Below are 25,436 nucleotides of genomic sequence, written 5' to 3'. Positions count from 1 at the left end.
ATGGCAATTGTTACGCTTAAAAGTCTACTTATAAAATTTATAAGTAGACTTTTTTGTAATCATCCATAATAATTATACGCTTGAATAAAAAATTGGGATTGCATGTAAAAGCGTATCAAAATAGCGAAATCTACAAGACAAAAGCGATATTGAAAAGCAAACTTCTGAATATCTCAACTTAAAAAAAGAACAACAAGAAGCCCTCGCCAACCGTCCTTGGTATGAAAAACGCTCGATTATGGTGGAAATATTGTGAATGAACTGACAGGTGTGAACGATACAAAACGTGCCGCAACAGGCGTTGATCTAATCACGGGCGAGGAACTCACCGCAGGCCAGCGAGTGATAAACAATTTCTAATTTAAATGTAGTTCTAGAGATCTTCCAACATAAAATAATATTTTAAGAACCTTGGTAGAGGTTGGTATCCACCAAGTTTTTTTAATAAACTCATTTTAAAGGCACCACGGTGAACTGTACCAGAGGAAGAAGGAAAATAGAAAGTTTTAAGGATCTCAAAAAACACATGTTGACATATCGTTATTTATCGATATAATGGTTTGTATGGAGCCAATAGAAGTTTTTAAAGCCTTATCCAATGAATCAAGATTGCAAATTTTACAATGGCTAAAGGAACCTGATCGTCATTTTACACCCCATGAAGGGATTGATATGAATACTACAGGGGTATGTGTTAGTCAAATAACAGATAAATTGAAAATGACGCAATCAACAGCATCTCAATACCTTTCAATTTTACTACGAGCTGGATTAATTACGACAGAGCGTATAGGTAAATACACGTATTATAAAAGAGATGAAAATGCCATAAAAAAAATTGCTGAGATTCTAGAAAAAAATATTTAATAAATGAACTGAATTCATACATCAGAATTCAGTTTCATTTATTAAATACAAATCGACTTATCGTAATATGTTTTTTTGTCTATACATATTAACAATTCTAGATATGTAAATGTATTATATATAAGGAGTGATCTACATTGTCAAACACTGTAAAGATTTACATTTTAGCTATTGTAAGTTTTTTAGTTGGTACATCAGAGTATATCATCTCTGGTATTTTGGATAATATTTCTGAATCATTAGGGATTACGATAGCTGCAGCTGGCCAGTTAATTACGATTTTTTCTCTTGTGTATGCCATCTTCACCCCAGTATTAATGGCTTTAACATCGGGAATGAATAAGCGCAAGTTAATGTTATATTCACTTAGCGTTTTTATTCTAGGTAATATTCTTGCATTCGTCCTCCCTGGGTATCCATTATTTATTGTGTCAAGAATTATTATGGCTCTTGGAGCGGGGATGGTCGTAGTTACTGCATTAACAATTGCTGAAAAAATTGCACCAAAGGGTAAGCAAGGTACCGCTATTGCTACAGTAGTAATGGGCTTTACAGCATCATTGATCATTGGAGTCCCACTTGGCAGAATGACTAGTGATTTCTTTGGTTGGAAGGCTGTATTTGGAGGAATAGCCTTACTCGGATTATTAGCCATGGTGATCATTTCTCTTACGATTCCAAAAATCCAAGGGGATAAACCTGTACCTTTAATTCAACAACTCGCTCTTTTTAAAAAACCAAAAGTAGTGTTGGGATTAGCCATCACCTTTTTTTGGCTTGGTGGTTATTCAATTGCCTATACCTATTTATCCCCTTACCTTTTAAATATATCAGGTGTAAGCAGCAAATTGCTGAGTGGAGTTCTTCTCATATTCGGGATTGCTAGTCTAGTTGGGTCAAAGTTTGGTGGATTTAGTACCGATCGATGGGGTGTGAATTTTACTCTGATTAGTGGAATGACATTACATGTCATCATGCTCATATTGCTCTCACTAGTTACGCATTCTTATGTTGGAGTATTGCTCATTTTAATATTATGGTCATTTGCTGCATGGTCTTCTGGCCCGACTCAACAATATCACTTAGCTACAATGGAGCCAGAGTCATCAGGTATACTATTAGGTCTCAATCAGTCAATGATGCAATTGGCGATGGCTGCAGGTGCAGCTATTGGAGGTATCTTTGTAGAGAGGGTTTCTCTATCTTCCGTTACTTGGGCAGGTGCTTTAGGCGTTGCAATCGCGATCATTGTAACAATATTGGCTTCGCGTGCTACTTCGAGTAATGAAATTCGATATACTTAAACAGTAGAACGATGGGAAAAAACGTGATTCAATTTAAAAAATAATGACAGAAAGTAGGAAGCACCTTTGCACACAATTAAAAAAATAGGTCAGAGTTTTTGGTACATCACACCAGTATCACAAACCGACCGCCCCATCCTAGGCATGGTCGTTGGCAATAACAAAACATTAATGATCGATGCCGGTAACTCAGAAGATCATGCGAACTATTTCATCCAAAGAACTTTAAAGCACGAGAACGCCAAGCCTGATATGGTTGTCCTTACGCATTGGCATTGGGATCATATTTTTGGTCTGCCGGCGCTGCCTGATTCGGTTTCGATTGCTTCTGCACAGACAAGAAAGGAAATGGAGGAGCTTGTTCCGTTTTCGTGGTCAGATGAGGCGATTGATGAGCGGGTGAGGGAAGGAACGGAGATTGAGTTCTGCGCGAAGGCCATTAAGGAAGAATATCAGGGTCATCGAGATATTCAGGTGGTTTTACCGGATGTTACGTTTGACCGTCGGATAGAGATTGATCTTGGCGGGGTCACTTGCATCGTGCAGCATGTTGGAGGCGATCATGCGGCTGATTCCGTGATCGTGTATGTGAAAGAAGAGAAAATCCTGTTTCTTGGTGATTGTATTTATCCGAAAATGTATGCCGAAAAAGTTCATTATTCGGTAAAAGAAATCTTGCGTCTTTTAGATGAGTTAGATGCTTTTGATGCCGAAACGTATATTCCTTCACACCAAAGACCATGGACAAAAGAGGAGTTTCGTCAGGAAACAGACAAACTTCGGATGATAGCGAAATTCACTGATCAATGTGGTGGAGATAAACAGAAAATTACAAAGGAATATCAACATTACGTGAATAGAGAACTGAAAGAAGATGAATTAGATACCATTGATTACTTTGTAAATGGTTATTAAGTGATTCAGGTTATTCACTGATAACATTACCTATTTTCTAAGCCAGCTATATTTAAGCAACAAAATCTGTCTTCCTTCCCTTATTAGCTTTAGCAAAAGGTATTGTAGCAGAAGAAAAAATGATTATAAATACTACAACAAGTCCCCTCCACTAAGTTTGAGGGGGCTTTTTTTGTTAAACTTAGGCATTTAACCAAATGTAAGTTGAAGATAACTTCTGATGTCATGTTTAGTTGGTAGATGAATGGAATAAATTTAATATAATAATGATGAAGGGTGTGAAAAGTATGATCAATATGAATTTGAAAAAAATGCGAAAAATACACAGATTTACACAAGAAGAAGTAGCTGAGAAAATTGGTGTTTCAAGGCAAGCTGTTGCGAAATGGGAATCGGGGGAAACTGTGCCGGATATCAACAATTGCAAGGCTTTGGCTGAATTATATGGCATTGCTTTGGATGATCTCGTGAATAATTTGGATGGTACAGAAGTGGCAGGGGTGAAACCAAAAGGAAAACACATATTTGGACTTGTAAAGGTTGGCGAACGCGGGCAAATTGTCATTCCTAAAAAAGCGAGGGAGATATTCAGCATCTGTCCTGGAGACAGCTTGTTGATGTTGGGCGATGAAGCTCAAGGAATTGCCATTGTAAGAAATGAGGACTTCTTGCAGTTTGCTGACGAGATATATAAGGCACAGGAAGGTCAGGAGGATGAGGAATGATTGCGATTCAAACAAAGAATCTAACAAAGAAATTCGAAGAACAGATTGCAGTCGATTCTCTTAATCTTTCAATTGAACAAGGCGAACTTTTTACTTTACTTGGAGTGAATGGTGCAGGTAAAACGACAACGATCAAGATGTTGACCTGTCTTAGCACCCCTACAACCGGTGATGCGTCGATTTTGGGTAACAGTATTGTTTCTAATCCCTACGCAGTAAAAGAACAGATTAATGTTTCACCACAGGAAACGGCAGTAGCTCCTAATTTATCCGTGAAAGAGAATCTTGAATTAATCGCTCAAATATACGGGTTCCACAAAACAACGATCGATATAAAAGTCGAGGAAATGCTCCGTACGTTTAGTCTGACGGAAGTATCTAAAATGAAGGCTAAAACCCTATCCGGAGGGATGCAAAGAAGACTTAGTATTGCAATGGCACTCATTACAGACCCCAAAATCCTTTTCCTTGATGAACCTACTCTTGGTCTTGATGTCATCTCAAGGCGTGAGCTATGGAGTGCTATTGAGAAATTAAAGGGGAGCATGACCATCATTCTCACGACACATTATATGGAGGAAGCAGAAGCCCTTTCGGATCGAATAGGCACGATGGCGAAAGGAAAATTAAAGGCAGTTGGAACAGCAGCCGAATTGAAGGAAAGCACCAACACCAAATCACTTGAGGAGGCGTTTGTGTCAATTGCTACCAAAGAGGAGGTCGTAAGATGAAATCACTCGCTTTTGCTTCACGTAATGGTAAAGAGATTTTAAGAGATCCTTTAAACGTAGCTTTTGGTATAGGCTTTCCGTTAGTTATCTTATTATTGCTTCATGCTATTCAAACGAATATTCCATCTGATGTATTTGCTATTGATCAACTTATTCCTGGCATAGCTGTTTTTGGTCTTTCTTTTATCTCACTATTCGCTGGAATGTTAATAGCTAAAGATCGAAGTACCTCATTCTTGATGCGATTGTTTACTGCACCCCTTTCTGCCTCAGACTACATTGTAGGGTATATTGTGCCACTCCTACCTATTGCGATTGTTCAAGTTATCATTAGTTTTATCACAGCTTTTTTCTTAGGTTTACCTTTCAATGCCAATGTTTTGTTATCTATTCTTGTCCTTTTACCAACATCTTTACTATTTATCGGCATAGGGCTCTTAGTGGGGAGTATATTTAACGACAAGCAGGTTGGTGGTATTTGTGGAGCGCTACTAACGAATATGAGTGCATGGTTAAGTGGTACATGGTTTGATTTGAATTTAGTTGGAGGCTGGTTCAAAGATATTGCATACGCACTTCCATTTGCTCACGCAGTAGACGCTAGCAGAGCTGCCTTATCTGGAGACTATGCATCAATTTTACTGCATTTTTGGTGGGTGATTGGATATACAGGTATTATTGTAGCTATCGCCATTTTTGCTTTTAAAAAGAAAATGAATGGGGAAAACGATTAGTTTGGTACAGTTTTTGATGAAGAAGTTTACAGCTGGGTTATCTGCGCCTTTTTCTGTATGATAAACTTTAATGAAGTTGTCATTTGAGTAGAGGGAGGTACATATGAAACAGCTTTACATGAAGCAAAAAGTATTTAGTCTAAGCGGCAGGTTTACAGTCAAGGACCAGCAGGAAAACGATGTGTATGTGGTCGAGGGCAGCTTTATGAAGATGCCGAAGACATTTACCATTTTGAATACAGAACGAGAAGAAATCGCTGTGATTACGAAGAAAATGTTTAGCTTTTTACCGAAGTTTTTAGTAGAAGTTGGTGGTCAAGAGGTATTGACGATCAAAAAAGAGTTTACGTTCTTTAAAGCAAAATATTCAATTGATGCCGCGGGTATAGAAGTGCAAGGTAACTGGTGGGATATGAATTTCCAGGTGCTCCAGAATGGTGATGTGATCGGCCAGGTGAAGAAGGAATGGTTTACTTGGGGTGACAGCTATAAGGTTGATATTTTGAAAGAAGAGATGGAGCCTGTGATGATTGCATTGGTTGTTGCGATTGATTGTGTGAAGGCTGATGAAGCAGCGTCTAGGTCTTCGTCGTCGGCAACGACGAATTAATAAGTGAGGTGAGCACACTGATCACATTCCAATACAAAGTATTTCTAACAGTCGTCGAATGCGGCAGTTTTACAAAAGCAGGGGAGAAGCTAGGGCTGACGCAATCTGGGGTGAGTCATAATATTGCGAAGCTTGAGTCGGAACTCGGGATTGTGCTGCTTCGGCGGAATCGAAACGGGCTTTCGTTAACGGACGCAGGTGAGCGGGTGATGCCGCATATCCGGCAAATCATGCATCATGCGGCATTGCTTGAGCAGGAGGCGGCGCTCATTCAAGGGATGGAAGTGGGGAGTATCAAGATAGGGACATTCCCTAGTTTTTCTTCAAATGTCCTTCCACGCCTTATTCATCGTTTTACGCAAATCTATCCGCATATCAAGCTGGAGTTATATGAAGGCGGTTATGAGGAGATTGAGGAATGGATCACTTCTGGCACGGTTGATGTTGGTTTTTTAACGCAGTCATCGAGGGAATTTGAGACCGTTCCACTTTTTCAGGATGAATTGGTGGTGCTCATACAAGAGAATCATCGCTTTCATACGAAGAAAGTGATTGAAGTGGACTCGTTACATGATGAAGCCTTTATCATGCCGAAAGCGGGCTGTGACATACTCGTCAAGAAGCTGTTAAAAGAAAGAGGCGGCGTGAAGCCTCATGTTTTGTTTGAAATTGAAGACAACAATACGCTTATTTCTATGGTTCAAGAAGGACTTGGGGTCACGATCATTCCAAAATTGGTTTTGCCGCCGCACATACCTCATACGAAAGTCATTCCACTGGAGACGAGTGTCTTTCGTGAGGTCAACCTGGCGCTCAAATCATTCAAAGCAGCTTCCCCATCGGCCAAAAGATGGATCGAAACGGTCAAAAATCATTTTAAATAGAATCAGCTTGAACAGGAAGTCCCCATTCAAGCTGATGTTTTATAAAGTTAACACGCCGCGGATCGTGATGACAGCTGCGCCTGCCACTTTAATCACCGGCTTTGATTCATTCGGAATGACTGTGATACGAAGCATGCCAGGTCTGCCGATGGCATCCCCTTGGGCAATGTTCAGGCGAGTGATTTCTTGCTGAGAAATGATACCCTCCAAATAAAGATATCCAGCCAACGCCCCGTTTGCTGCCCCCGTCACAGGATCTTCCGGTATACCAATCCCAGGTGCAAAATCCCTCGTATAAAGATCGCATTCTTTTGAAGTGTGGAACGTATAAAGGTGGGTTGTCGAGATGCCATGCTCTTTATTCATTTTAGCTAAAGCCGCTAAGTTCGGTGCCGCTTGATCAATGTCCTGTTGGTGCTTCATTGGAACAAGAAGATGCCAGTTTCCGGTGTTTGCTAATTTGATAGGATAGGAAGAATCAAGGCGGTCACTGCTCACACCAAGCATGTCACTAAGCTCTTCTAAATCGATGACAAAATCTCGCGTCCGCGGTGGCACCTGCGTCATTTCCACATCAACGACCTTTCCATTTTCTTCGTGCCATTCAACAGGCACATGGCCGATCTTTGTTTCTAACACGATCCCTGATCTCTCTTTAGCCAGCCCTAGCTCCGTTGCTAGAAGCCAAGTCAATCCAACAGTCGCATGCCCGCAAAAATTGACCTCTTCCGTCGGTGTGAAGTATTTGACGCGATAATCGGCTTTCTTATCATGGGCAGGAAGCAAGAAGACGGATTCCGGTAAATTCAACTCCTTGGCGATGCTCTGCATGTCATCTTCTGTTAAAAACTCACCATCCAACACCACCCCAGCGGCATTTCCTCCAAATTTCTCAGTTGTAAACGCATCGACATGATACACTCTAATGTCTGTCATCTGACGAACCCTCCTATACACTCTTGTTACGTTAATCATAAGTTTGTTTGATGCATTCGTAAAATGAATCTTTTTGATGGTTTAAATCGGAAGTGTTCATGTAAAAGAGGGAGTTTTCGCAGAATAATAGTTTAAGTAAAGTATAATGAAAGAAAAAATGAAGCGAGGGATGTGACATAACTACAGGTGGGTATATCAATAGGGGACTCGTTTTTTATGAAGACATTCATATACCAAATACTTTTCGCCAATTGATTGATTATCTAGTTCAAAAAGACATGTCTATCACGAAAGTAAAATTTAGTCAGGACCCTGACGGTGAAACATGGATTGAACACAGTGTTAAAGAGAACATCATCAAAGACGATGATTTTTCTGGTTATTATACAGAGTTTGAATTGTCAGGCAGAAGTTCAGATCGAAAAGGAATGACAATCAACATACAAAAAGAAACGGGTTTCGTAGGATTCGTTCTCAGTTTAAATTGGACAGAGGTTGTTTCTCATGATGTCATTCATCTTCAGCAGAAGATCATACGCTGTCTTGTGGATCTTTATCATACGATGACGTTTGAATATGCGTTCATTGGACATGAAATTGAAGTCGAAATTCATCCAGATGAGTTTGAAAAGTGTCTGCAAGACCAGCATGCTTTTCCAGTTGCTCTAATTGGCAAAGGAAATCACATAGACATTTATTATGATGATGTTGGGATTGATGGCCTATCTTCTCAAGAAAGAAGGGTGGAATGTTTAAAGGTTAAAAGATAATAGTAAGAAAGCCTCCTGACACCAGGGGGCTTTTCTCATCCATCACCCATAATAATTATTCGCTTGAATAAAAAATTGGGATTGCATGTAGTTATACGTGATTTTCGAGAAGTCGAAGGGCTGGCCGTTTGTGAGATGAAAGACTGTCTCGACGCGGAGAGCGGGATCGTCTTGTTTGAGGCCGAGGTGCTTTGCTTCGGTTTCATTCAATTTGCCTACTTGTAAGTACATATCGGAGAAGCCGACTTTGAGTCCAAGCCCTTCACTGATGAATTTAAAAACAGAGTCGGCAGCAATTTCTGTGTTGAGATAAGGAATGATCGTTTTTCGGTAATAGGATTCTTCTAAACATAACGTTTGCCCATTGATGTAACGAATGCGTTTTAGATAAAAGACATCTTCATCTTGTTCAATGTTCAAATTAAGTGCAGCTTCTTCGGACGGCTTGATGGTGTCTAGCATTAAAACTTCTGATGTCAGTTGAAATTCCTCTAAATCTTTTTTAAACCCTTGGTTGGATAAAAGGCTGATGTAGCCCTTACGGCGGTGTCTTCGAACAAAGATGCCGCTGCCCCTCACTTGATAGATAATTCCTTTTCTTTCGAGTAAGTCTAATGATTTGATAATGGTACTTTTGCTCACAGCAAATTGGCTCATGAGTGTTTCGAGTACAGGGAGCTTATTCCCTTGCTGCAGCTCATGGGTGACAATATATTTTTCAATATCGCTCGCAATTTGTTGATACTTTAACATGGCCATTCCTCTTTGTTTTCACGATTTATTGTTCTTGTATTATAGCACATACCAAATTTCCTTTGATATGCCAATTGAAATTATATATGTATTGATATATTGTACCGGTATAATTATAATGTACATATACTAGTAGTGATAAAGGGGGGGTTTATATGTCAAAAGTGAGGGATTATCAAAAGCTTGCAGAAGACATCTTAGAGGCAGTTGGCGGAGAAGAAAATGTGGTGAGTGCCGCAAGATGCGCCACGCGGCTGCGTTTGGTCTTGAAACGTTCGAATCCAAAAGCAAAGGAAGCAGTCAATGCGATGCCTGGCGTCATTACCGTGGTGGAAAACGGCGGTCAATTTCAGGTCGTCATCGGTCAGCATGTTGGTGAGGTATACGAACATTTTTCCAGCCTTGTTCAGCTGCAGCCGTCTGAAGATGACCAGGTAAATGAAAACAAGGGAACGGTGCTGAATCGTGTCATCGCGACCATGTCTGCTGTGTTTGCTCCATTTGTGTATATTTTGGCGGCAGCTGGTATTTTACAAGGTGCACTTATCCTCATTAATTTATTATTTCCAAGCTTCTCGAAAACGGGAACGTATGAAGTCTTTAGCTTTATTTCTTGGGCGCCGTTTACGTTCTTGCCTATCTTTATTGCCATTACAGCTGCCAAGCATTTTAAAACGAATATGTATATCGCAGTAGCGTGTACAGCAGCGCTTGTCAGTCCGGCTTGGACGGAGATTGCTGGACGCGTGGCATCAGGGGAAGGCGTTACCTTTTTAGGCATAGCGTTATCTGAAACTGTTTATACGTCATCTGTTTTGCCGCCGCTATTCTTGGTATGGATCCTTTCATATGTAGAGAGATTTTTAAACAAACGCATTCACGAGGTGGTCAAACCGTTATTTGTCCCATTTATCTGTATGGTCGTCATGGTTCCGTTAACTATTCTATTAATTGGTCCTCTTTCGACAGCAGGCGCAAATGGGATTGCAAACGGATACAATGTCTTGGCAGAAAATGTACCAGCTTTAGCAGGCGCCATTATCGGAGGTTTCTGGCAAGTGCTTGTCATTTTCGGTGTTCACTGGGGCATCACCCCAATGGTGCTCGCCAACTTTGAACAATATGGACGTGACTCCTTCCAGGCATATCAAACCATCGCTGTTATCGCTCAGGTCGGCGCAGTGTTAGGGGTTATTTTAAAAGCAAGAAATCGCGAAACACGAAAAGTCGGGGTTTCAGCGGGAATCACGGGTCTCTTTGGAATTACCGAGCCTGCGATTTATGGGGTCACCCTGCGTTTCAAGAAACCATTTATTTTCGGATGTATATCTGGAGCGGTCGGTGCCATTGTTGCCAGCTTCTTTACGCCTTATTACTTTGCGTATGCAGGTTTGCCTGGTCCACTGACGATTGTAAACGGAATTAGTTCAGATTATCCAACGTCAATCATCGGCATTTTGATTGGTGTGGTCATTGCGCTGATCTTACCAGTTGTGCTCATTCAAATGTTTGGTTATGGGGAAGATACAGTGGAACAGACAGCTGGGGCAACATCTGATAAAGATCAAGTTGGAGAAAAAATGAATGCTTCGATGAACAATGAAGAAACCATTCCTGCACCGCTTGCAGGGAAAGTACTCCCGTTATCTGAAGTGCCGGATGCCGTATTTAGCTCTGGGGCAATGGGCAAAGGATTTGCGATTGAACCGACAGACAATAAGCTGTATGCACCGTTTGATGGCAGTGTCGTCATGCTTGCGCCGACAAAGCATGCGATTGGACTGCGTTCAGAATTCGGGGTGGAGTTACTTGTTCATGTAGGAATTGATACGGTTTCCCTAGATGGCTCAGAATTTACTCTTCATATCAAAGAAGGCAGCAAGGTGAAGAAGGGTGACTTGTTGATGACATTTGATCAAGAAGCCATTGAAAGCAAGGGATTAAAAACAATCACACCAGTCATCATCACCAATACACAAGCGTACGAAGATGTGATTGTAGAAGAACAATCGACATGCCAGTCAACAGACGTCATGATCACAATTGTGAAATAGGAGGAATGAATAATGACATTACCAAAAGATTTTCTATGGGGCGGAGCATTAGCTGCACATCAATTTGAAGGTGGATGGAATGAAGCAGGAAAAGGCCCAAGTGTTGTAGATGTGATGACAGCAGGTGCTCATGGAATACCGAGACAAATAACTGAAACGATAGAAGAAGATAAATTTTATCCGAACCATGAAGCGATTGATTTCTATCATCGTTATAAGGAAGATATCGCAATGTTTGCCGAAATGGGTCTAAAATGTTTACGTACATCAATTGGCTGGAGCCGGATTTTCCCTAAGGGAGATGAAGCGGAACCGAATGAAGCAGGCTTACAATTCTATGATGATGTATTTGATGAACTGCTCAAGCATGGCATCGAGCCTGTGATTACGCTATCTCACTTTGAGATGCCGCTTCATTTGGCAAGAGAGTACGGCGGGTTCCGCAGCCGAAAAGTCGCTGAGTATTTCGCGAAATTCGCAGAAGTATGCTTCAATCGATACAAAGACAAGGTCACATACTGGATGACATTTAATGAAATCAATAACAAAATGGATGTCAACAACCCACTATTCCTTTGGACAAATTCAGGCGTATCAGTCAAAGAAGGCGAAAATGCCAAAGAAGTCATGTATCAAGCAGGACACCATGAATTACTTGCAAGTGCATGGGCAGTAGCCAAAGGAAAAGAGATCAATCCTGCTTTCCAAATTGGAGCGATGGTGTCTCACGTGCCAATCTATCCGTATTCCTCAAATCCAGAGGATGTCATGCTTGCAGAGGAGTATATGAGACAGCGCTATTTCTTCCCAGATGTACAGGTTCGCGGCTACTATCCGAGCTATGCATTAAAAGAATTCGAACGCGAAGGGTATCATATTCCATTTGAAGAAGGCGATGAAGAAAGCTTAAGAAAAGGGAAAGTGGATTATCTAGGCTTTAGCTACTACATGTCGACAACGGTTAAAAGTGATACTGTGTCTGATCACAACGGAGACATTGTCAACGGAGCCCTGCCGCATGGTGTAGATAACCCTTATATCAAATCAAGTGACTGGGGCTGGTCCATTGACCCGACAGGCTTAAGGTATACATTGAATCGTTTTTACGATCGCTATCAAATCCCGCTGTTCATCGTAGAGAATGGATTTGGTGCAATAGATCAAGTGGAAGAAGACGGTTCTATTCACGATCCAGAAAGAATTCAATATCTCGCTTCTCATATCGAAGCACTGAAAAAAGCCATTGAATACGACGGTGTCGACCTTATTGGCTACACACCTTGGGGCATCATTGATATCGTGTCATTCACAACAGGTGAAATGAAAAAACGCTACGGCATGATCTACGTTGACCGTGACAACGAAGGAAACGGCTCGATGAAGCGCCTTAAAAAAGATTCGTTTACTTGGTATCAAAACGTCATCGCAACGAACGGTGAAGAAGTGTAATAAAGGAAAATAGAATCCCGGATGAGCGTGGTATATGCTTGTTCGGGTTTTTCTCTTTCTTTCGACAAAAATGGTGAGTATATCCTTTTGTTCACAATAAATAAGTCTTATAATTTAGTAAGAATATTTATGGGATGGAATAGGAGAGAGCGTTAATGACGAAATGGTGGATGGTTCGTGCAGGTGACCAAAATGATTTAATTTCAATTTGGGAAAAGAAAGGTATCGCATCTATCGGGTGGTCGAAATTAGGTAATCCAAAACAATATCAAACAAAGCAAGAGATGAACGCTCGAGCTGATGTCATATTCGCCGAGAACAAACCTTTTACAAGGAGAAGCTGGGTTAGTCAGATATGGAGGTTCAGTAGAGAAATTAAAAAAGGAGATCGAATCATTACATATTTAAAAGAAAGTCGTGAATATCGAGTAGGTACTGTGACTGCTCCGCATTTTTTTGATGAAGCAGCTGGAGATAAAAATGTATCCAAATCACATTAAGGTGAATTGGGAGCCAATCGCCGTTAAACGAGATTCTCTCAGTCAACCAGCTAAGAACAGCCTCGGTTCTATATCAACTGTTTTTCGTGTAGATGATTGGGGGCAAGAGATTGAACATTTACTCAAGAACCCTACTTCTATTGCAGCATACGAAGATGAAACAGAAGAAGATGAAATTATTGAAGATTTAGTCGGCAAAGCAACTGTTATGATTGCAGATAAGGTAGATAAACTTGATCCGTGGCAGATGCAAGATCTAGTCGGGGGTTTACTGCAAGCTATGTCATACAATGTTCGCGTAAGCCCAAAAGGACCTGATGGTGGTGTTGATGTATTAGCTTATAAAGATGCATTTGGATTTGAAAAACCTATTATAAAAGTACAAGTTAAGCATCGACAAAACTCAGCCAGTTCCCCAGAAGTACAACAATTATTAGGGGCTAATCCCATGAATGCAAACAGTTTATTTGTTTCTACTGGTGGATTCACTTCTAATGCCAAAGCTGTTGCGAAGCATAATGAAGTTCATCTAGTAGATTTAGAAGAACTCGTAGACCTTATTGTACATTGGTATGAGCATATGCCAACTGAGACAAGATCTTTATTACCTTTGAAAAAAGTGTATGTACCTGAGTGATTTTTTATTGCCTACGCTTCAATAACGCCTGAATACAAAGGAAAAAGAGGATAATAACAATAAAATAGTTCATTGAGTTTTGAAAGACATTGATGTTCAAGGATAATTGTAGAAAAATCCAAAAGCCGAATATCACCATAATTGCAGAAATGATTCCTTTATACACATTGATTCTCCTTTCGATTTAGTTGGCATTATCTCATATCACTGAAGAGGTTGAACAGGGATTAATGTTTTAATAGGTTCTATCACATAGTTTGGAATAAAGGACCAATCAATAATTATAAATAGGACGAAGGTAAGGCTAGACAGAGCAAAATGTATTGTCTAGCCTATTTCTATTTCCTGACTTTGTTGAGATAGAAAGTCTATTCCATTTTTTATGTCATTTAGCCTATTTTTCCGTTTTGAAGGTCACGGTAAAATAGACTTTATGATCAATAATGGAGGGAGTGACTTCTTCTGGGCAAGATACTTGATGCAAAAGCACTAACCAGTGCCATGGACACAAGGGCAAAACACTACCAGGAACTCCGCGAACAAATGGTAGATTTAAAAAAGGCATTACAAGGTGTGGCCAATCTCGGTGATGATTTCACTGGGAAAGGAGCCGATAACATTAAAAGCTTTTATAAAGAGCTTGCTGGAAATGTAGACATGTTTATCGGCTTCATTGATAAGCAAAAAGCCTTTCATGAAGGTGTTTCTGGAACACTGGATGATACGAGCTTTGGCGGCGATACCTTTGTAGAAGAACACTTTTTAGACAACGCAGTACATATGGGTATCAAGAATGCCAAAAGCATTGTGAAGGATCAAAAAAAGGCACTCAAAACCATTTTTCAAGACATTGATGACCTCATTTCCCTAGAGGTATTTGATAGCCAAACCTTTGATGAAAAAATAGAAGATGCGGAAGATGAACGAAAAAAGACGGTCAAAGATCTGAGAGAACTTGATCAAAATTTAAAAGATGAATATGCTTTGTCAGAGACGGAACAGCAAGCTACAATGGCATTGTATGCTGAAATGATGAATGCGACAAATGACGGAAAAGCGATTTCACCTATGAATTTTGATAAGAAAGCGTATCAAAATAGCGACATCTACAAGGCAAAAAGCGATATTGAGAAGCAAACTTCTGAATATCTGAAAATCAAAAAAGAACAAGAAGAAGCCCGAAAGATTGCGAAGGAACAAGAAGCCCTCGCCAACCGCCCTTGGTATGAAAAAGCCCTCGATTATGGTGGAAACATCGTGAATGAACTGACCGGCGTGAACGATGCAAAACGTGCCGCAACAGGCGTTGATCCAATCACAGGCGAGGAACTCACCGCAGGACAGCGAGTCGCGGCAGGCGGCATGGCAGCGGCCGGCTACATCCCAATCGTCGGCTGGGCAGGCCGCATTTTCAAAGGCGGAAAAGCCGTCTATAAAACGACCCAAGCCACATCAGTTGCAGTCAGGGCAGTCGACATTTACAAGACATCACAAAAATCCTTTGACGCCTTAAAAACATCGCAAAAAGGACTATATGGCCTCACCGCCACCAACGGCTTCAGCGAAGCGATCACAGGCCGAGACATGTTTGGAAATAAGATCTCGAAAGAACAGCAGGAAGCAAGTATGAACGCGGCACTGGGGATGCTTTTGCCGTTTGGGGCTAAAGGGTTTCATGGGAAGATGGGGGTGAAGGATAGTGCTGGTAAAGGTGGATTTAAACATAAGTATTCTGACAATAGCAAAAATCATCTAATACGGCCAGAAGGTGTTAGTAAGACAGGTGTAAGTGGTGGTCATAATGAAAAGGAATTTTTTAATTATTTAAATGAAAAGGAAATTCCCTATAAATTGGAGAGAAAAGAAAGCCATCCTTCGGTACATGGAATAAAAGATGTGTACTATAAAATAGCAAAACAAGAACGTGGTATGTATACAAAAGAATTTAAAGCATCTACTCATAAGAAGACTGTTTATGATGATAATGTATTTACTGATGAGCAAATTTATAAATATGGCCAAGAGGCAATGGAAAATGGTACTGAGTATGTAACTAGAGGCGGTCAACATGTAATACAAGGTACATCAAATGGTATAAAATTTGAAGGGTGGAAAAATCCAAAAACAGGGGAAATTGAAAGCTTGTACCCAGTATTAGAATGGAAGAAATATAGTAATTAGGAGGATCTTGATGTTAAAAAAAATGCAGCCGATTGTTCAAGACTTTTTTTCTTTTTTGAAGAATGATTTAGTTGAGGTGTTAGAGTGTTTGTCCCACAGAGAACCTTGGCAAGATCATATGATGGGATATGAACTTCCAGAGCATTCAGAGGATGTTGAATTTAATAATGGAGTAATGATATTTATGGACACAGCATCTTATCATGAAATTGTGATGGATAATCTAGATTTCTATAGTTGCTTAGAAGAGATTTGTATGGAGTATGTTGCTGAAACTCCAGAACAGAAGGCACAAGTTTATTTACTTTTGGACAAGGTAAAGACTACTTTAAATTTGTGAAAATTAAACCTAACTGAGTAAACCTTTAATACGAAGGTGATTACTTATATGAGGTATTCATTGAATTTAAGGAAGATCAAATTGATGATTTAGCAATAATACTACCAGAAGAAATAAGTATTTTTTATGCAAGATATTTCAACAATAGAAGAAGTAGATGAGTATATAAGATAAAGTATATGAAACCCTTGACATTTACCAGAAACACAGGAAGTTGAGGGGGAGAGATGAAAACCTTTAAAATCAATTAATAAAATCATAATGTGTAATGTTAATGGGTAAAGCTTGGAGGAGACAATAGAGTTTGTCAAATCACAAAAGGTGTATTAAATTATGAATTTTTCATTAGAGCATTTAAAACATCACAAAATAAAAGTTAATTGGAAAACTATATATGTAGGAATTAGGCTAGATTTGATTTCATACAAAGAAATAAGCAAGTACGATGTGGAATATTTATCTAATCATACTGATTGTGAAAATTCTTTAATCCTAGAATTAGCTTGGGGAGCTGGCGACCCGGATGAGGATTATAGAAAACTTCAAATGGTCTTGGTAGAATTATATAATGATTTGGTAGAAGAAGAATCCAGTCAATGGGACGTTGAAAAAAGGAAATGGAGATATGGTATAACGTCTCACTTAAAAGAAAAAAATAAGAATTTACCTGAAGAGTTGTTGGATGAGCTTTCTGAAGTATACGCAGATTTTGGCTATCCTGAGGATATGGAACCGTTTATTCATTATATGCCTTCTTCAGATGGCTATAATCCGTTACTGTATTCAAAAGAAGAGAATATAAATAGATTAGTCTCTCTTTTTGAGTAGTTTTTACAAAAAGAAAAAGCAGATGTTCAATTCGAGCAATTTTAATTACTAATTAAAAGGTGCCTAATGAAAATAGAATTTGAATTCGAACAAGAAGTGACAAACTACTACTATAAGTGGTTAGATCAAAAAATAAATGAACTTAAACAGTTAAGTGTATATAGTATTAATGGATATTACTTTTTAGATAATGGTGGAATTAAGACTTTTCAAAGTTATTGTCAAAATGAACTAATCGAAATTTTTAGCGATCAATTGACTAATTACCATTTTTATATCTTTCTGAGTAAGAAAGTAAGTGATGCACATTCGCGAATAGAGAGATTCCGAAAAGTATGGAAATCTATTGATTCAGACATAAATACTTCAGGTTTTGAAAAGGGGCCAGAATTACTTTTAGATGAACATGAAAAACATTTTTATGTCAGTGTGGCCAAGGTTCCTCAACATGATTTAGATAAAGCATTGCGAATAATGGATCAGTATCAATCTAGTTTCATGATTGCCAGTAGAAGGGATTCTATGCTCTCAGAGGAATCTATAAAAGATTTGTTTTACTCAGGATTGGATAAGAATAGTCATGAAATAGATTATCAAGCGCTTTTTTTGAAGTATGGTTTGAATAGTGAAATTATCTTTAGATGGGGATCTGTTCTAAATGAGGCCGAATTGGCAATGATTTTAAATCAAGATCATACCCAGAAAATACGGGAGCGAATACAAAGCCATTCATAGTATCTTCAAAATGATCCCGTAATATTTTAAACAATCACCATATTCGGGACTGATCCCCGGTTTTGAGAGACTGGGATCAAAACACCGTATGAAACAGCCAGTTGTCGAAACTCTTTCGAGGACTGGTTGTTTAATTTCTATAGAATTCGAATAGTGGTATATGGATTTTATAAAATCGCGGAGTACTGTTTGTCAGAAGGTATTTGCTTTCCTTCAATCGAGAGAACATAAAATCCAAATACATGGAGAATACTATCGAGAGCATGAAATTGAAGCACTTAAAGTGAATGTGTATGAAGTCTTTATTCATTTAAATCACCTTCTTGAGCAAATAAAATTTTAAGTGGATATGGGGATTTTATTTTTGGCAGAATATTCTCGTTTTGGATTACGCATCGAGAGAACGGAATATTTTTATGAGCTAAGTATTTGGGGGCTGCGATGAACAGAATTGAGACATCATTTAAGGAGTGGAATGAACCACTCCTTTTTTCTATCGATGGTGTCATACGCTTGATCGATGAATTCCCTTCAAATTTAAGCAATTCACTATCTTTACCTTTCGCATTCGTATAAAATAAGAGCAGTGAAAAATTGAAGAAATGCTTGATACATGAAGGGCGTGTAAGCTGTGAGCTGCATGACATGATGAGATGTATGAACGTGAAGGCTGCAAAGCTGTTCTTCCTCACATATGAGATCTTGTAAGCGTAACCATTATTTGTCACTTCATTGCGATGGTGTTGAGGGGTGTGTCAGGATGAGGAATCCGTATGTGAGAACGGCTTCTAGTCTGTATATTAATTATTTTTTATTAGGTATGGTCAATATTATTTTGGCTTCAAATATGCCATTTTTAATCAAACAGTTAGATACCAATAGTGCGGGAATTAGTTATATGATTTCGGCGCTTGGCATTGGCAGGGTGCTCACGTATGGTTTATCAGGTGTACTGTCAGATCGTTTTGGGCGTAAGCCGGTCATTTTGGTTTCTGGTGTGCTGATGGCGGTGTTCCTCATCGGAATCCCATTGTCTCCGAATTATCAAATCGCGTTTGCATTTGCGATTTTGGCAGGCGTCGCGAATTCGGCAATGGATGCAGGAACATATCCTGCGTTAATGGAGGCTTTTCCGCAAAACTCGGGATCTGCGAATGTGATGGTGAAGGCCTTTATCTCCATTGGGGCAACCATTTTGCCACTGGCGATTTTCTTTTTAGCAGAGCATGATTTGTTTTATGGAATTTCATTTTTTGTCCCTGCTCTGATCTATCTTGTGAATGTCTTGATGCTGTGGACCTTGCCATTTCCGAATCATCGTAAGGTGGAGCAAGTCCAGGTAACGGAGTATGACGGACTTCCGCGCTTCTCGACAGAGCCTACATTTTGGAGGGAAGGGATCGCACTCATTTTGATCAGCTTTACGTCAAATGGACTGTATGCGCTGCCGCAAATTTGGCTTCCTACGTACGGTGAGGCCATCTTGGGGATGGCATCGGGCAGTGCTGTAAAACTGCTCAGTTACTATAGCATGGGCGGGCTGCTGTCTGTCGTGATGCTCGCGTTTCTTTTGCGCCGTTTTGTCCGTCCGGTCACTGTACTGCTGATCTACCCCATCATTACACTTGTTTCCATTTGTGTGCTCTTGGTCGTGAAATCCCCAGTCATAGGAACCGTCAATGCGTTTGTATTGGGATTTTCAACGGCAGGAGTTTTTCAGCTGACGTTAACTGTGATGGCTGAATTCTTCTGGAAAAACAAAGGGACGATGACAGGGATTATCTCTACAGCGGGCGGCGTGTCGGCTATCGTCATCCCGGTCGTAACAGGTTTAATTCAGAGTCACGCGTCCATTTTACAAATCTTTATGTTCGATGCAGTGGTGGCTGTTGCGGCCATTATCGGCGCACTGTATATCCTGTATCGATACCGTCAAATCATGATACATGATTAAAAAAAAGACGACCTCCGCAGGAAGTCGTCTCAGCGTGTAGAGCTGAAAACAAAGGGCTAAAATGATCATCATTTTAGCCCTTTGTCTTTTTTATTTTAGAAACGGTCATTTTCAAAAAGAATTTGTTTTACTTGATCAACTGGCATATCTTCACCAGTAAAGAGTTTGTAAGCAAGTGCACCTTGCCATAGCATCATTCCAAGACCGTTAATGGTTTTGGCGCCAGCTTCCTGTGCTTGCGCAAGAAGCTTTGTTTTTTGCGGGTTGTATACGACATCTGTCACGATCAAATCTTCACGAAGTACATCAAGTGTATCATCGATAATGCTGAGTTGATCCAGTGGTTTCATGCCAAGGCTTGTCCCATTTGCCAGAATTGCACTTTCTGCTACTTCACGGCGGAACGCGTCTTTGTCTTCAAGTGGGAAAATGTTTGCTTTGACACCGAATGATTTCATTTCGTTGTTGATATAATTTACATTTTCTTCTGCTTGAACAAAGTATTGATCATTACGAGCAAAAATACTAATTTCACGAATGCCGGACTGTGCAAGCTGAATCGCAATCGGAGTCGCAGCACCGCCAGAGCCAACGAGAGTGACCTTCTTACCAGCTAATTCAACACCATGTTCAATCAAATTTCTTACATATCCAAGACCATCTGTGTTGTAGCCGATGAGCTTACCATCCTTGTTCACTACAGTGTTACTTGCACGTGTATATCTTGCAGAATCATCTAGTACGTCTAAGTAATCCAATACTTTCATTTTGTTCGGCATAGAGACGTTAAATCCAGCTGCACCCATTGCTTTCATACCATTTACGGCTGCTTCTAGTTCATCATTCCCTACTTCAAATGCAAGGTAAGCATAGTTGAGACCTGTTAGTGTATAGCCAAGGTTATGCATACGTGGTGAAAGGCTGTGCCCGATTGGTGTAGCAAGAAGACCAACTAATTTTGTTTTCCCATCAATATTACGTTCATGTATGTTTGTCATGATTGACATCTCCTTTAATTATCTAAATAATTTTTTCATGCGTCCAAGAACAAAGACCGCTAGTAATATGCTAATAACTGCGATGATCATATCGAAAAATAACGTCATTTTAATATCGTACGTGCTGACCAATCCACTTGTAATGAGCGGCACGAGTATAAATGCTGAGCTTGCCGCAATGTTGACATAGGATGAAGCCGTTGCTTTGTTTGTCGGGAACAATTTCATCATAATACTCATCGCCAGCTGGAAGATTCCCGCTGTAAATAGTCCTAAGAAGAAGGTGCTGACAATGACAATGCTGTAAGTTTCAACTTGGAATAGTGCAAGCATCGCAAGGAACGCCCCAATTGGATAAATGATCGCGACCATAATCGGTGAAATGAATTTATCTAAGACGATCGAAAGCAATAGAACAGATACCAGTGCACCAATACTAAAATAAGATAGAAGCTGTGTAGCTTGTTCTGTGCCAAGTCCGATTAATTTTAACCCGAGCTGCGGAAGCCATGTCTGCCATACGACAAACAATGCAGTCGATGTGAATCCCATCAGTACAACAGCTAAACCTTCGCCAAGCATTTTTGGTTCTTCTTTCAGCTGGTCCTGTACTGGAAGAGCATCTTGTGAAGAAACTTGCTTATGGTTCGGGAATGGCATAAAGAGTAAGTAAATCCCTACAAGTAAATAAAGAAGCCCTAGTCCAAAGAACGCCCAGCCCCAGAAGATGTCATGTGCCACTAGGAACGCCAAGATAAATGGAAGAACAGTCGCCCCAATGGATACAGACGCTTTTACTAAAACAGAAGCCGAACTTGCTTTTTTCGGAAATGACTCTGACAAAGCAGGATAGGTTCCTGAATCAAGCAGTGAGTTGGCAATACCTGCTGATATCGCAAAGATAAATGCCAGTGTATAACTTGTTGTCGTTGGAATACCGATTAAGAATAATAAGTAAAGAAAATTTCCTGTAATAATGACAGGCTTACGTCCCCAGCTGTCGGCTAACCGGCCTGAGAAAAAGAGCGCAATGAGTTTACCAATTCCGATCGCCGATACAAGCAAGCTGATTTTCGGAATATCCACATGGTAGCGTTCAGATAAGCTGTCCATGTTGGAAGCTACAATAATATTGATCATGCCAAGCATGAAGTAGTTTAAATACATGCCAAGTGACGATTTTATATAAGGATTTTTCATGTTCCCACTCCTATATTGAAACCCCATTTAAGGTCAAATTCTTTGTATACCCTTTGTTATTGTTTCCTTCAAAATGAATAATATGAAGCCCATCACAACACCCCTTATGTGATTGATGAAAAAATAATGAATATTCATCTGTTCTTCAATCAAGTACATCGTTCTACTAAAATGTAAAAAATAATAACAGCCTTGATTAGGAAGTGAAACTTCATGATTTGATCAGAATCATAAAAAACCACTTTTAACTGTTTTTTGATAGAAATGATGATATGACGAAATAGGTATAACGATATACTAAAAGAAGCAACGAGATAAATATACTCCTGCATTTTAAATGTGTCAAGTTTATGACTTTGTGATTTAAAAAAAGAAAAATGAAACAAAGAAATAGTTGACTTGATCAATAAAAAAAGAGAATTGCTGCACACAATTCTCTTTTTCATCATGATGGAGAGGTTTCTCTAATATGAAGTTGAGGCTTTAAAATCAATCGCTGCAGCTCTTCATCCTGTTCGTTCATTTTATGATATAAAAGGTTCGCTGCTTTTACCCCGATGGATCGAGGGAAGGAGGATACAGTGGTGAGCGGCGGATGATACATTTCTGCTTCAGGAACATTATCGAATCCAACGACATCGATATCTTCACCAGGCTGGATGCCCCGTGCTGACAGTGCTTGAATGACCCCAAAAGCGAATAAGTCACTAAAACAAAAAATAGCAGTAGGGGGCTCAGGCTGATCCATCACTTGGGCAAGTGCTTCTTTCCCGCCTTCACGAGTAGGTTCTATATCAATAATAAGAGAATCATCAATCGTCACATTTTCTTCGTCATGGGCTCTTTTGAAACCTTTCATCCGCTCAATCCAAGTCGAAGAAGTCTTGATGCCGCCTAAAAAAGCGATGCGGCGATGCCCTTTTTGAAGAAGATGATGAACCGCCATCCAAGTACCTTGTTCATAATCAACACCGACATAGTCACATTGCACATCTGATAATTCACGATTTGCCAGTACTTTTGGGGTGCGAATTTGATTTAATTGTTTGACCGTTCGAGCAGAGCTTTTCGAAGCTGGGTTTAAAATAATCCCGCCCACTCGGTGCTCTACCATGGTGGAAATGAGCCGCTCCTGTTTATCGACACTGTCAAAGGTCGTACCAAGTAAAACAGTATAGCCCAGTGACTCAAGCGTGGTTTGCACGCCAATTAAAAACTCCGAAATAAAGGTGTTAGAAATATCCGTCACAATCACACCCACGATATTTGAGCTTTTTGACCGCATGTTGGCAGCAACGCGGTCGTATACGTATCCTAATTCCTCCATGGATTGCAGTACTTTGTTTCGAGTGGCTTCAGAGATTCTAGGATTATTTCGAACAACGAGTGATGCCGTTGAAGTCGAGACACCGGCATGCTTGGCGACTTCCTGTAATGTAACACGCTGCTTGTTCATTTTTTTCATTTATCTTCACCAACTTCAATGGATTGCCTAACTTTGTTCATCATCAAGAGGGATTTCTCTATCAGACGAGCCGAACATCTTTTGATTTATTATACATGAATCAGGGGGGGTTGATGAAGTGAAGACATATGAGTAACGCCGTAAATCATAAAAGATTACCATTGACAGCTTTCAGATTGAGGCGTAAAATATAAAATTATTCAGAAATAGCAACATTTTAATTAAATAACGAAGGCTATGAATGCTGTGGGTCACACTATAGCAGGAGCAGCTTCTGGAGAGACCGCATGTATGTGCGGCGCCGAAGGGTTCACAATCTCAGGCAAAAGGACAGAAGAGTACGAAATATTGTATTTGTGGTGCATGGATGATGCCGTGTATGACTTTTCTCTATTTTGCTATTCTTTTATGACCGTGAGATTGGAGCGCATCCAATCTCTTTTTTTATGGACTTTTTTAAAGGGTTCATTATTTCAGGATAAGATCGTGTCGTAGGAGGGTGTTAGCATTGGCACAACAAGAATTAAAACGAGATTTATCAAACCGTCATGTACAATTGATTGCCATTGGCGGAACCATTGGAACCGGGCTGTTTTTAGGATCCGGAAAAGCTATTCAATTGGCAGGTCCTTCAATTATTTTTGCTTATTTAATTGTCGGGATGGCCATCTTTTTTGTCATGAGGGCACTCGGAGAATTGCTTTTATCGAAGGCAGGCTATCAGTCATTAACCGATATTGCGGAGGACTATCTCGGCCCGTGGGCTTCCTTTGTGACAGGGTGGACCTATTGGTTTTGCTGGATTATGACAGCGATGGCGGATGTCATTGCGGTCGGTGTGTACGTGCAGTATTGGTTTGACATCCCGCAGTGGATTCCTGCCATCATTTGTTTATTGATTTTACTAGGATTGAATCTATTAACGGTGAAGCTTTTCGGAGAAATGGAATTTTGGTTTGCACTCATTAAAGTAATTACGATTCTATTATTGATCGGGGTTGGAATGGTTCTTTTAATCATTGGTTTTCAAACAGATGCCGGACCGGTGACAGTAACGAATTTATGGTCTCATGGCGGGTTATTCCCGAATGGTGTCACAGGTTTCTTATTGTCATTCCAGATGGTGATTTTTGCGTATGTGGGAGTTGAACTGGTCGGTGTGTCCGCAGCAGAAACAGCCAATCCGCAAAAAAACATCCCTTCTGCGATTAATAAGATTCCATTAAGAATTCTATTTTTCTATGTGGGAGCGATTTTTGTCTTACTATGTATCAACCCATGGACTGAACTCAGCGCATCAGAAAGTCCTTTTGTGAAAACCTTTGGACTCATTGGGATACCAGTAGCAGCAGGGCTCATTAATTTTGTTGTGTTGACGTCTGCGGCATCAGCTTGTAATAGCGGCATGTTCTCGACGAGCCGTATTCTGTATAATCTCAGTCATCAAAAGCAGGGTCCAGCTTCCTTCGGACGTCTGAACAAGCATGCTGTCCCAAGCAATGCCCTGTTTGTTTCGACGATTGTGGTATCGGTTGGAGCTCTTTTAAGCAAGCTGATTCCCGAACAAGCCTTTGGTATTGTGACAACGATCAGTGCCATTTGTTTCATTTGGGTATGGAGTATTATTTTAATTAGCCATTTGAAATATAAAAAAACACGGCCTGAATTGCATGAAGCATCTACCTTTAAAGCACCGTTCACACCTTTTGTGAATATATGTGTTTTAGTTCTCTTCGCTGCGATTCTAGTGATCATGCTGTTTGCAGATGCAACACGCCCCGCGCTCTTATTAACGCCGGTCTGGTTTGGTTTCTTACTATTGATTTATGCACGAAAGAAACGCCGCGCGTCATAATGAACGGAAAA

At 40.1% G+C, this 25,436-nt stretch carries 23 protein-coding genes, 2 pseudogenes and 1 riboswitch; of the genes and pseudogenes, 19 read left to right on the top strand and 6 right to left on the bottom strand.

All coding sequences use genetic code 11. The annotated features are described in order from the left end of the window. Window positions 1–107 precede the first annotated feature (107 nt). The 9 genes and pseudogenes from NSS65_RS19110 to NSS65_RS19070 form a co-directional block, all read left to right on the top strand. Window positions 108–345, top strand: a pseudogene (locus NSS65_RS19110) (pre-toxin TG domain-containing protein); the annotation flags it as partial. A 219-nt stretch (window positions 346–564) separates the two neighbouring features. After that, complete coding sequence (locus NSS65_RS19105) at window positions 565–867, top strand: metalloregulator ArsR/SmtB family transcription factor (RefSeq protein WP_025093701.1); 303 nt, start codon at window positions 565–567, stop codon at window positions 865–867. A 137-nt stretch (window positions 868–1,004) separates the two neighbouring features. Beyond that, window positions 1,005–2,171, top strand: coding sequence for an MFS transporter (locus NSS65_RS19100; protein WP_326135174.1), 1,167 nt, complete (start codon window positions 1,005–1,007; stop codon window positions 2,169–2,171). Window positions 2,172–2,237: 66 nt separating this feature from the next. After that, entirely contained in the window at window positions 2,238–3,086 is an 849-nt protein-coding gene (locus NSS65_RS19095; RefSeq protein WP_326135175.1) for an MBL fold metallo-hydrolase, read from the top strand. A 287-nt stretch (window positions 3,087–3,373) separates the two neighbouring features. Next, window positions 3,374–3,811, top strand: a complete 438-nt coding sequence (locus NSS65_RS19090; protein ID WP_070326240.1) for a helix-turn-helix domain-containing protein — start codon at window positions 3,374–3,376, stop codon at window positions 3,809–3,811. Then, on the top strand, window positions 3,808–4,542 hold the full coding sequence (locus tag NSS65_RS19085) for an ABC transporter A family member (RefSeq protein WP_326135176.1): 735 nt from the start codon (window positions 3,808–3,810) through the stop codon (window positions 4,540–4,542). Before NSS65_RS19090 ends, NSS65_RS19085 begins: the two co-directional genes overlap by 4 nt. Beyond that, a complete protein-coding gene (locus NSS65_RS19080; RefSeq protein WP_101677493.1) occupies window positions 4,539–5,276 on the top strand; it encodes an ABC transporter permease in 738 nt (245 codons plus the stop codon). Before NSS65_RS19085 ends, NSS65_RS19080 begins: the two co-directional genes overlap by 4 nt. A 103-nt stretch (window positions 5,277–5,379) precedes the next feature. Next, a complete protein-coding gene (locus tag NSS65_RS19075; protein WP_342467320.1) occupies window positions 5,380–5,886 on the top strand; it encodes an LURP-one-related family protein in 507 nt (168 codons plus the stop codon). Window positions 5,887–5,894: 8 nt separating this feature from the next. Next, window positions 5,895–6,770, top strand: coding sequence for a LysR family transcriptional regulator (locus NSS65_RS19070; protein ID WP_227001689.1), 876 nt, complete (start codon window positions 5,895–5,897; stop codon window positions 6,768–6,770). A gap of 39 nt (window positions 6,771–6,809) precedes the next feature. Here the strand turns inward: NSS65_RS19070 and NSS65_RS19065 are convergent, their stop codons facing one another. Further along, on the bottom strand, window positions 6,810–7,706 hold the full coding sequence (locus tag NSS65_RS19065; protein WP_326135178.1) for a PhzF family phenazine biosynthesis protein: 897 nt from the start codon (window positions 7,704–7,706) through the stop codon (window positions 6,810–6,812). Window positions 7,707–7,882: 176 nt separating this feature from the next. On the opposite strand from NSS65_RS19065, the gene NSS65_RS19060 reads away from it, so the two are divergent. Continuing rightward, a complete protein-coding gene (locus NSS65_RS19060; protein WP_342467381.1) occupies window positions 7,883–8,476 on the top strand; it encodes an Imm64 family immunity protein in 594 nt (197 codons plus the stop codon). A gap of 42 nt (window positions 8,477–8,518) precedes the next feature. Here the strand turns inward: NSS65_RS19060 and NSS65_RS19055 are convergent, their stop codons facing one another. Beyond that, on the bottom strand, window positions 8,519–9,229 hold the full coding sequence (locus NSS65_RS19055; RefSeq protein WP_326135179.1) for a GntR family transcriptional regulator: 711 nt from the start codon (window positions 9,227–9,229) through the stop codon (window positions 8,519–8,521). A gap of 155 nt (window positions 9,230–9,384) precedes the next feature. On the opposite strand from NSS65_RS19055, the gene NSS65_RS19050 reads away from it, so the two are divergent. The 3 genes and pseudogenes from NSS65_RS19050 to NSS65_RS19040 all read left to right on the top strand — a co-directional run bounded on the left by NSS65_RS19050 (window position 9,385) and on the right by NSS65_RS19040 (window position 13,869). Continuing rightward, complete coding sequence (locus NSS65_RS19050) at window positions 9,385–11,283, top strand: beta-glucoside-specific PTS transporter subunit IIABC (protein WP_326135180.1); 1,899 nt, start codon at window positions 9,385–9,387, stop codon at window positions 11,281–11,283. Between the two features lie 9 nt (window positions 11,284–11,292). Further along, entirely contained in the window at window positions 11,293–12,732 is a 1,440-nt protein-coding gene (bglA, locus tag NSS65_RS19045; protein WP_139142196.1) for a 6-phospho-beta-glucosidase BglA, read from the top strand. Window positions 12,733–12,887: 155 nt separating this feature from the next. After that, window positions 12,888–13,869 (top strand): annotated as a pseudogene (locus NSS65_RS19040) (restriction endonuclease). A 4-nt stretch (window positions 13,870–13,873) separates the two neighbouring features. Here the strand turns inward: NSS65_RS19040 and NSS65_RS19035 are convergent. Then, window positions 13,874–14,035 (bottom strand): hypothetical protein, encoded by a 162-nt coding sequence (locus NSS65_RS19035; RefSeq protein WP_252049953.1) that lies wholly within the window; start codon window positions 14,033–14,035, stop codon window positions 13,874–13,876. A gap of 296 nt (window positions 14,036–14,331) precedes the next feature. Here NSS65_RS19035 and NSS65_RS19030 point away from each other — a divergent pair, with 296 nt between their 5' ends. From NSS65_RS19030 to NSS65_RS19010, 5 genes are all read left to right on the top strand, one after another. Further along, the gene (locus NSS65_RS19030; RefSeq protein WP_326135346.1) at window positions 14,332–16,050 is read left to right on the top strand and encodes a T7SS effector LXG polymorphic toxin; all 1,719 of its coding nucleotides are present in this window, start codon (window positions 14,332–14,334) and stop codon (window positions 16,048–16,050) included. A 10-nt stretch (window positions 16,051–16,060) separates the two neighbouring features. After that, on the top strand, window positions 16,061–16,390 hold the full coding sequence (locus tag NSS65_RS19025) for a hypothetical protein (protein WP_120208028.1): 330 nt from the start codon (window positions 16,061–16,063) through the stop codon (window positions 16,388–16,390). Between the two features lie 333 nt (window positions 16,391–16,723). Beyond that, window positions 16,724–17,218: a DUF2247 family protein gene (locus NSS65_RS19020; RefSeq protein ID WP_144496482.1), complete on the top strand. Its 495-nt coding sequence runs from the start codon at window positions 16,724–16,726 to the stop codon at window positions 17,216–17,218. A 66-nt stretch (window positions 17,219–17,284) separates the two neighbouring features. Further along, a complete protein-coding gene (locus NSS65_RS19015; RefSeq protein WP_144496481.1) occupies window positions 17,285–17,953 on the top strand; it encodes a hypothetical protein in 669 nt (222 codons plus the stop codon). 760 nt (window positions 17,954–18,713) lie between these two features. Further along, window positions 18,714–19,907: an MFS transporter gene (locus NSS65_RS19010; RefSeq protein WP_034281432.1), complete on the top strand. Its 1,194-nt coding sequence runs from the start codon at window positions 18,714–18,716 to the stop codon at window positions 19,905–19,907. Between the two features lie 95 nt (window positions 19,908–20,002). Here NSS65_RS19010 and NSS65_RS19005 read toward each other — a convergent pair whose 3' ends face one another. The 3 genes from NSS65_RS19005 to NSS65_RS18995 all read right to left on the bottom strand — a co-directional run bounded on the left by NSS65_RS19005 (window position 20,003) and on the right by NSS65_RS18995 (window position 23,570). Beyond that, complete coding sequence (locus tag NSS65_RS19005; protein ID WP_046312639.1) at window positions 20,003–20,905, bottom strand: shikimate dehydrogenase; 903 nt, start codon at window positions 20,903–20,905, stop codon at window positions 20,003–20,005. Window positions 20,906–20,923: 18 nt separating this feature from the next. Then, the gene (locus NSS65_RS19000; protein WP_034281431.1) at window positions 20,924–22,105 is read right to left on the bottom strand and encodes an MFS transporter; all 1,182 of its coding nucleotides are present in this window, start codon (window positions 22,103–22,105) and stop codon (window positions 20,924–20,926) included. Between the two features lie 445 nt (window positions 22,106–22,550). Further along, on the bottom strand, window positions 22,551–23,570 hold the full coding sequence (locus NSS65_RS18995; protein ID WP_305933797.1) for a LacI family DNA-binding transcriptional regulator: 1,020 nt from the start codon (window positions 23,568–23,570) through the stop codon (window positions 22,551–22,553). 264 nt (window positions 23,571–23,834) lie between these two features. Beyond that, window positions 23,835–23,914, top strand: a riboswitch (glycine riboswitch). A 164-nt stretch (window positions 23,915–24,078) separates the two neighbouring features. Between NSS65_RS18995 and NSS65_RS18990 the strand changes: the two genes are divergently transcribed. After that, the gene (locus tag NSS65_RS18990) at window positions 24,079–25,425 is read left to right on the top strand and encodes an amino acid permease (protein ID WP_061110315.1); all 1,347 of its coding nucleotides are present in this window, start codon (window positions 24,079–24,081) and stop codon (window positions 25,423–25,425) included. The last annotated feature ends 11 nt before the right edge of the window (window positions 25,426–25,436 follow it).

The organism is Bacillus sp. FSL K6-1006 (assembly GCF_038593175.1).
In the GTDB taxonomy this organism is placed as follows: domain Bacteria; phylum Bacillota; class Bacilli; order Bacillales; family Bacillaceae; genus Bacillus; species Bacillus safensis.
The sequence above is the reverse complement of the archived record's forward strand: the minus strand, read 5'-3'. Positions and strand labels throughout refer to the sequence as shown.

What these genes read in the sequence shown, in the direction of transcription:
- NSS65_RS19105 (WP_025093701.1), top strand. Translation starts at nt 565, where the DNA reads ATGGAGCCAATAGAAGTTTTTAAAGCCTTATCCAATGAATCAAGATTG.
- NSS65_RS19090 (WP_070326240.1), top strand. Translation starts at nt 3,374, where the DNA reads ATGATCAATATGAATTTGAAAAAAATGCGAAAAATACACAGATTTACA.
- NSS65_RS19085 (WP_326135176.1), top strand. Translation starts at nt 3,808, where the DNA reads ATGATTGCGATTCAAACAAAGAATCTAACAAAGAAATTCGAAGAACAG.
- NSS65_RS19080 (WP_101677493.1), top strand. Translation starts at nt 4,539, where the DNA reads ATGAAATCACTCGCTTTTGCTTCACGTAATGGTAAAGAGATTTTAAGA.
- NSS65_RS19075 (WP_342467320.1), top strand. Translation starts at nt 5,380, where the DNA reads ATGAAACAGCTTTACATGAAGCAAAAAGTATTTAGTCTAAGCGGCAGG.
- NSS65_RS19065 (WP_326135178.1), bottom strand. Translation starts at nt 7,706, where the DNA reads ATGACAGACATTAGAGTGTATCATGTCGATGCGTTTACAACTGAGAAA.
- NSS65_RS19055 (WP_326135179.1), bottom strand. Translation starts at nt 9,229, where the DNA reads ATGTTAAAGTATCAACAAATTGCGAGCGATATTGAAAAATATATTGTC.
- NSS65_RS19050 (WP_326135180.1), top strand. Translation starts at nt 9,385, where the DNA reads ATGTCAAAAGTGAGGGATTATCAAAAGCTTGCAGAAGACATCTTAGAG.
- NSS65_RS19025 (WP_120208028.1), top strand. Translation starts at nt 16,061, where the DNA reads ATGTTAAAAAAAATGCAGCCGATTGTTCAAGACTTTTTTTCTTTTTTG.
- NSS65_RS19020 (WP_144496482.1), top strand. Translation starts at nt 16,724, where the DNA reads ATGAATTTTTCATTAGAGCATTTAAAACATCACAAAATAAAAGTTAAT.
- NSS65_RS19015 (WP_144496481.1), top strand. Translation starts at nt 17,285, where the DNA reads ATGAAAATAGAATTTGAATTCGAACAAGAAGTGACAAACTACTACTAT.
- NSS65_RS19010 (WP_034281432.1), top strand. Translation starts at nt 18,714, where the DNA reads ATGAGGAATCCGTATGTGAGAACGGCTTCTAGTCTGTATATTAATTAT.
- NSS65_RS19005 (WP_046312639.1), bottom strand. Translation starts at nt 20,905, where the DNA reads ATGACAAACATACATGAACGTAATATTGATGGGAAAACAAAATTAGTT.
- NSS65_RS19000 (WP_034281431.1), bottom strand. Translation starts at nt 22,105, where the DNA reads ATGAAAAATCCTTATATAAAATCGTCACTTGGCATGTATTTAAACTAC.
- NSS65_RS18995 (WP_305933797.1), bottom strand. Translation starts at nt 23,570, where the DNA reads ATGAAAAAAATGAACAAGCAGCGTGTTACATTACAGGAAGTCGCCAAG.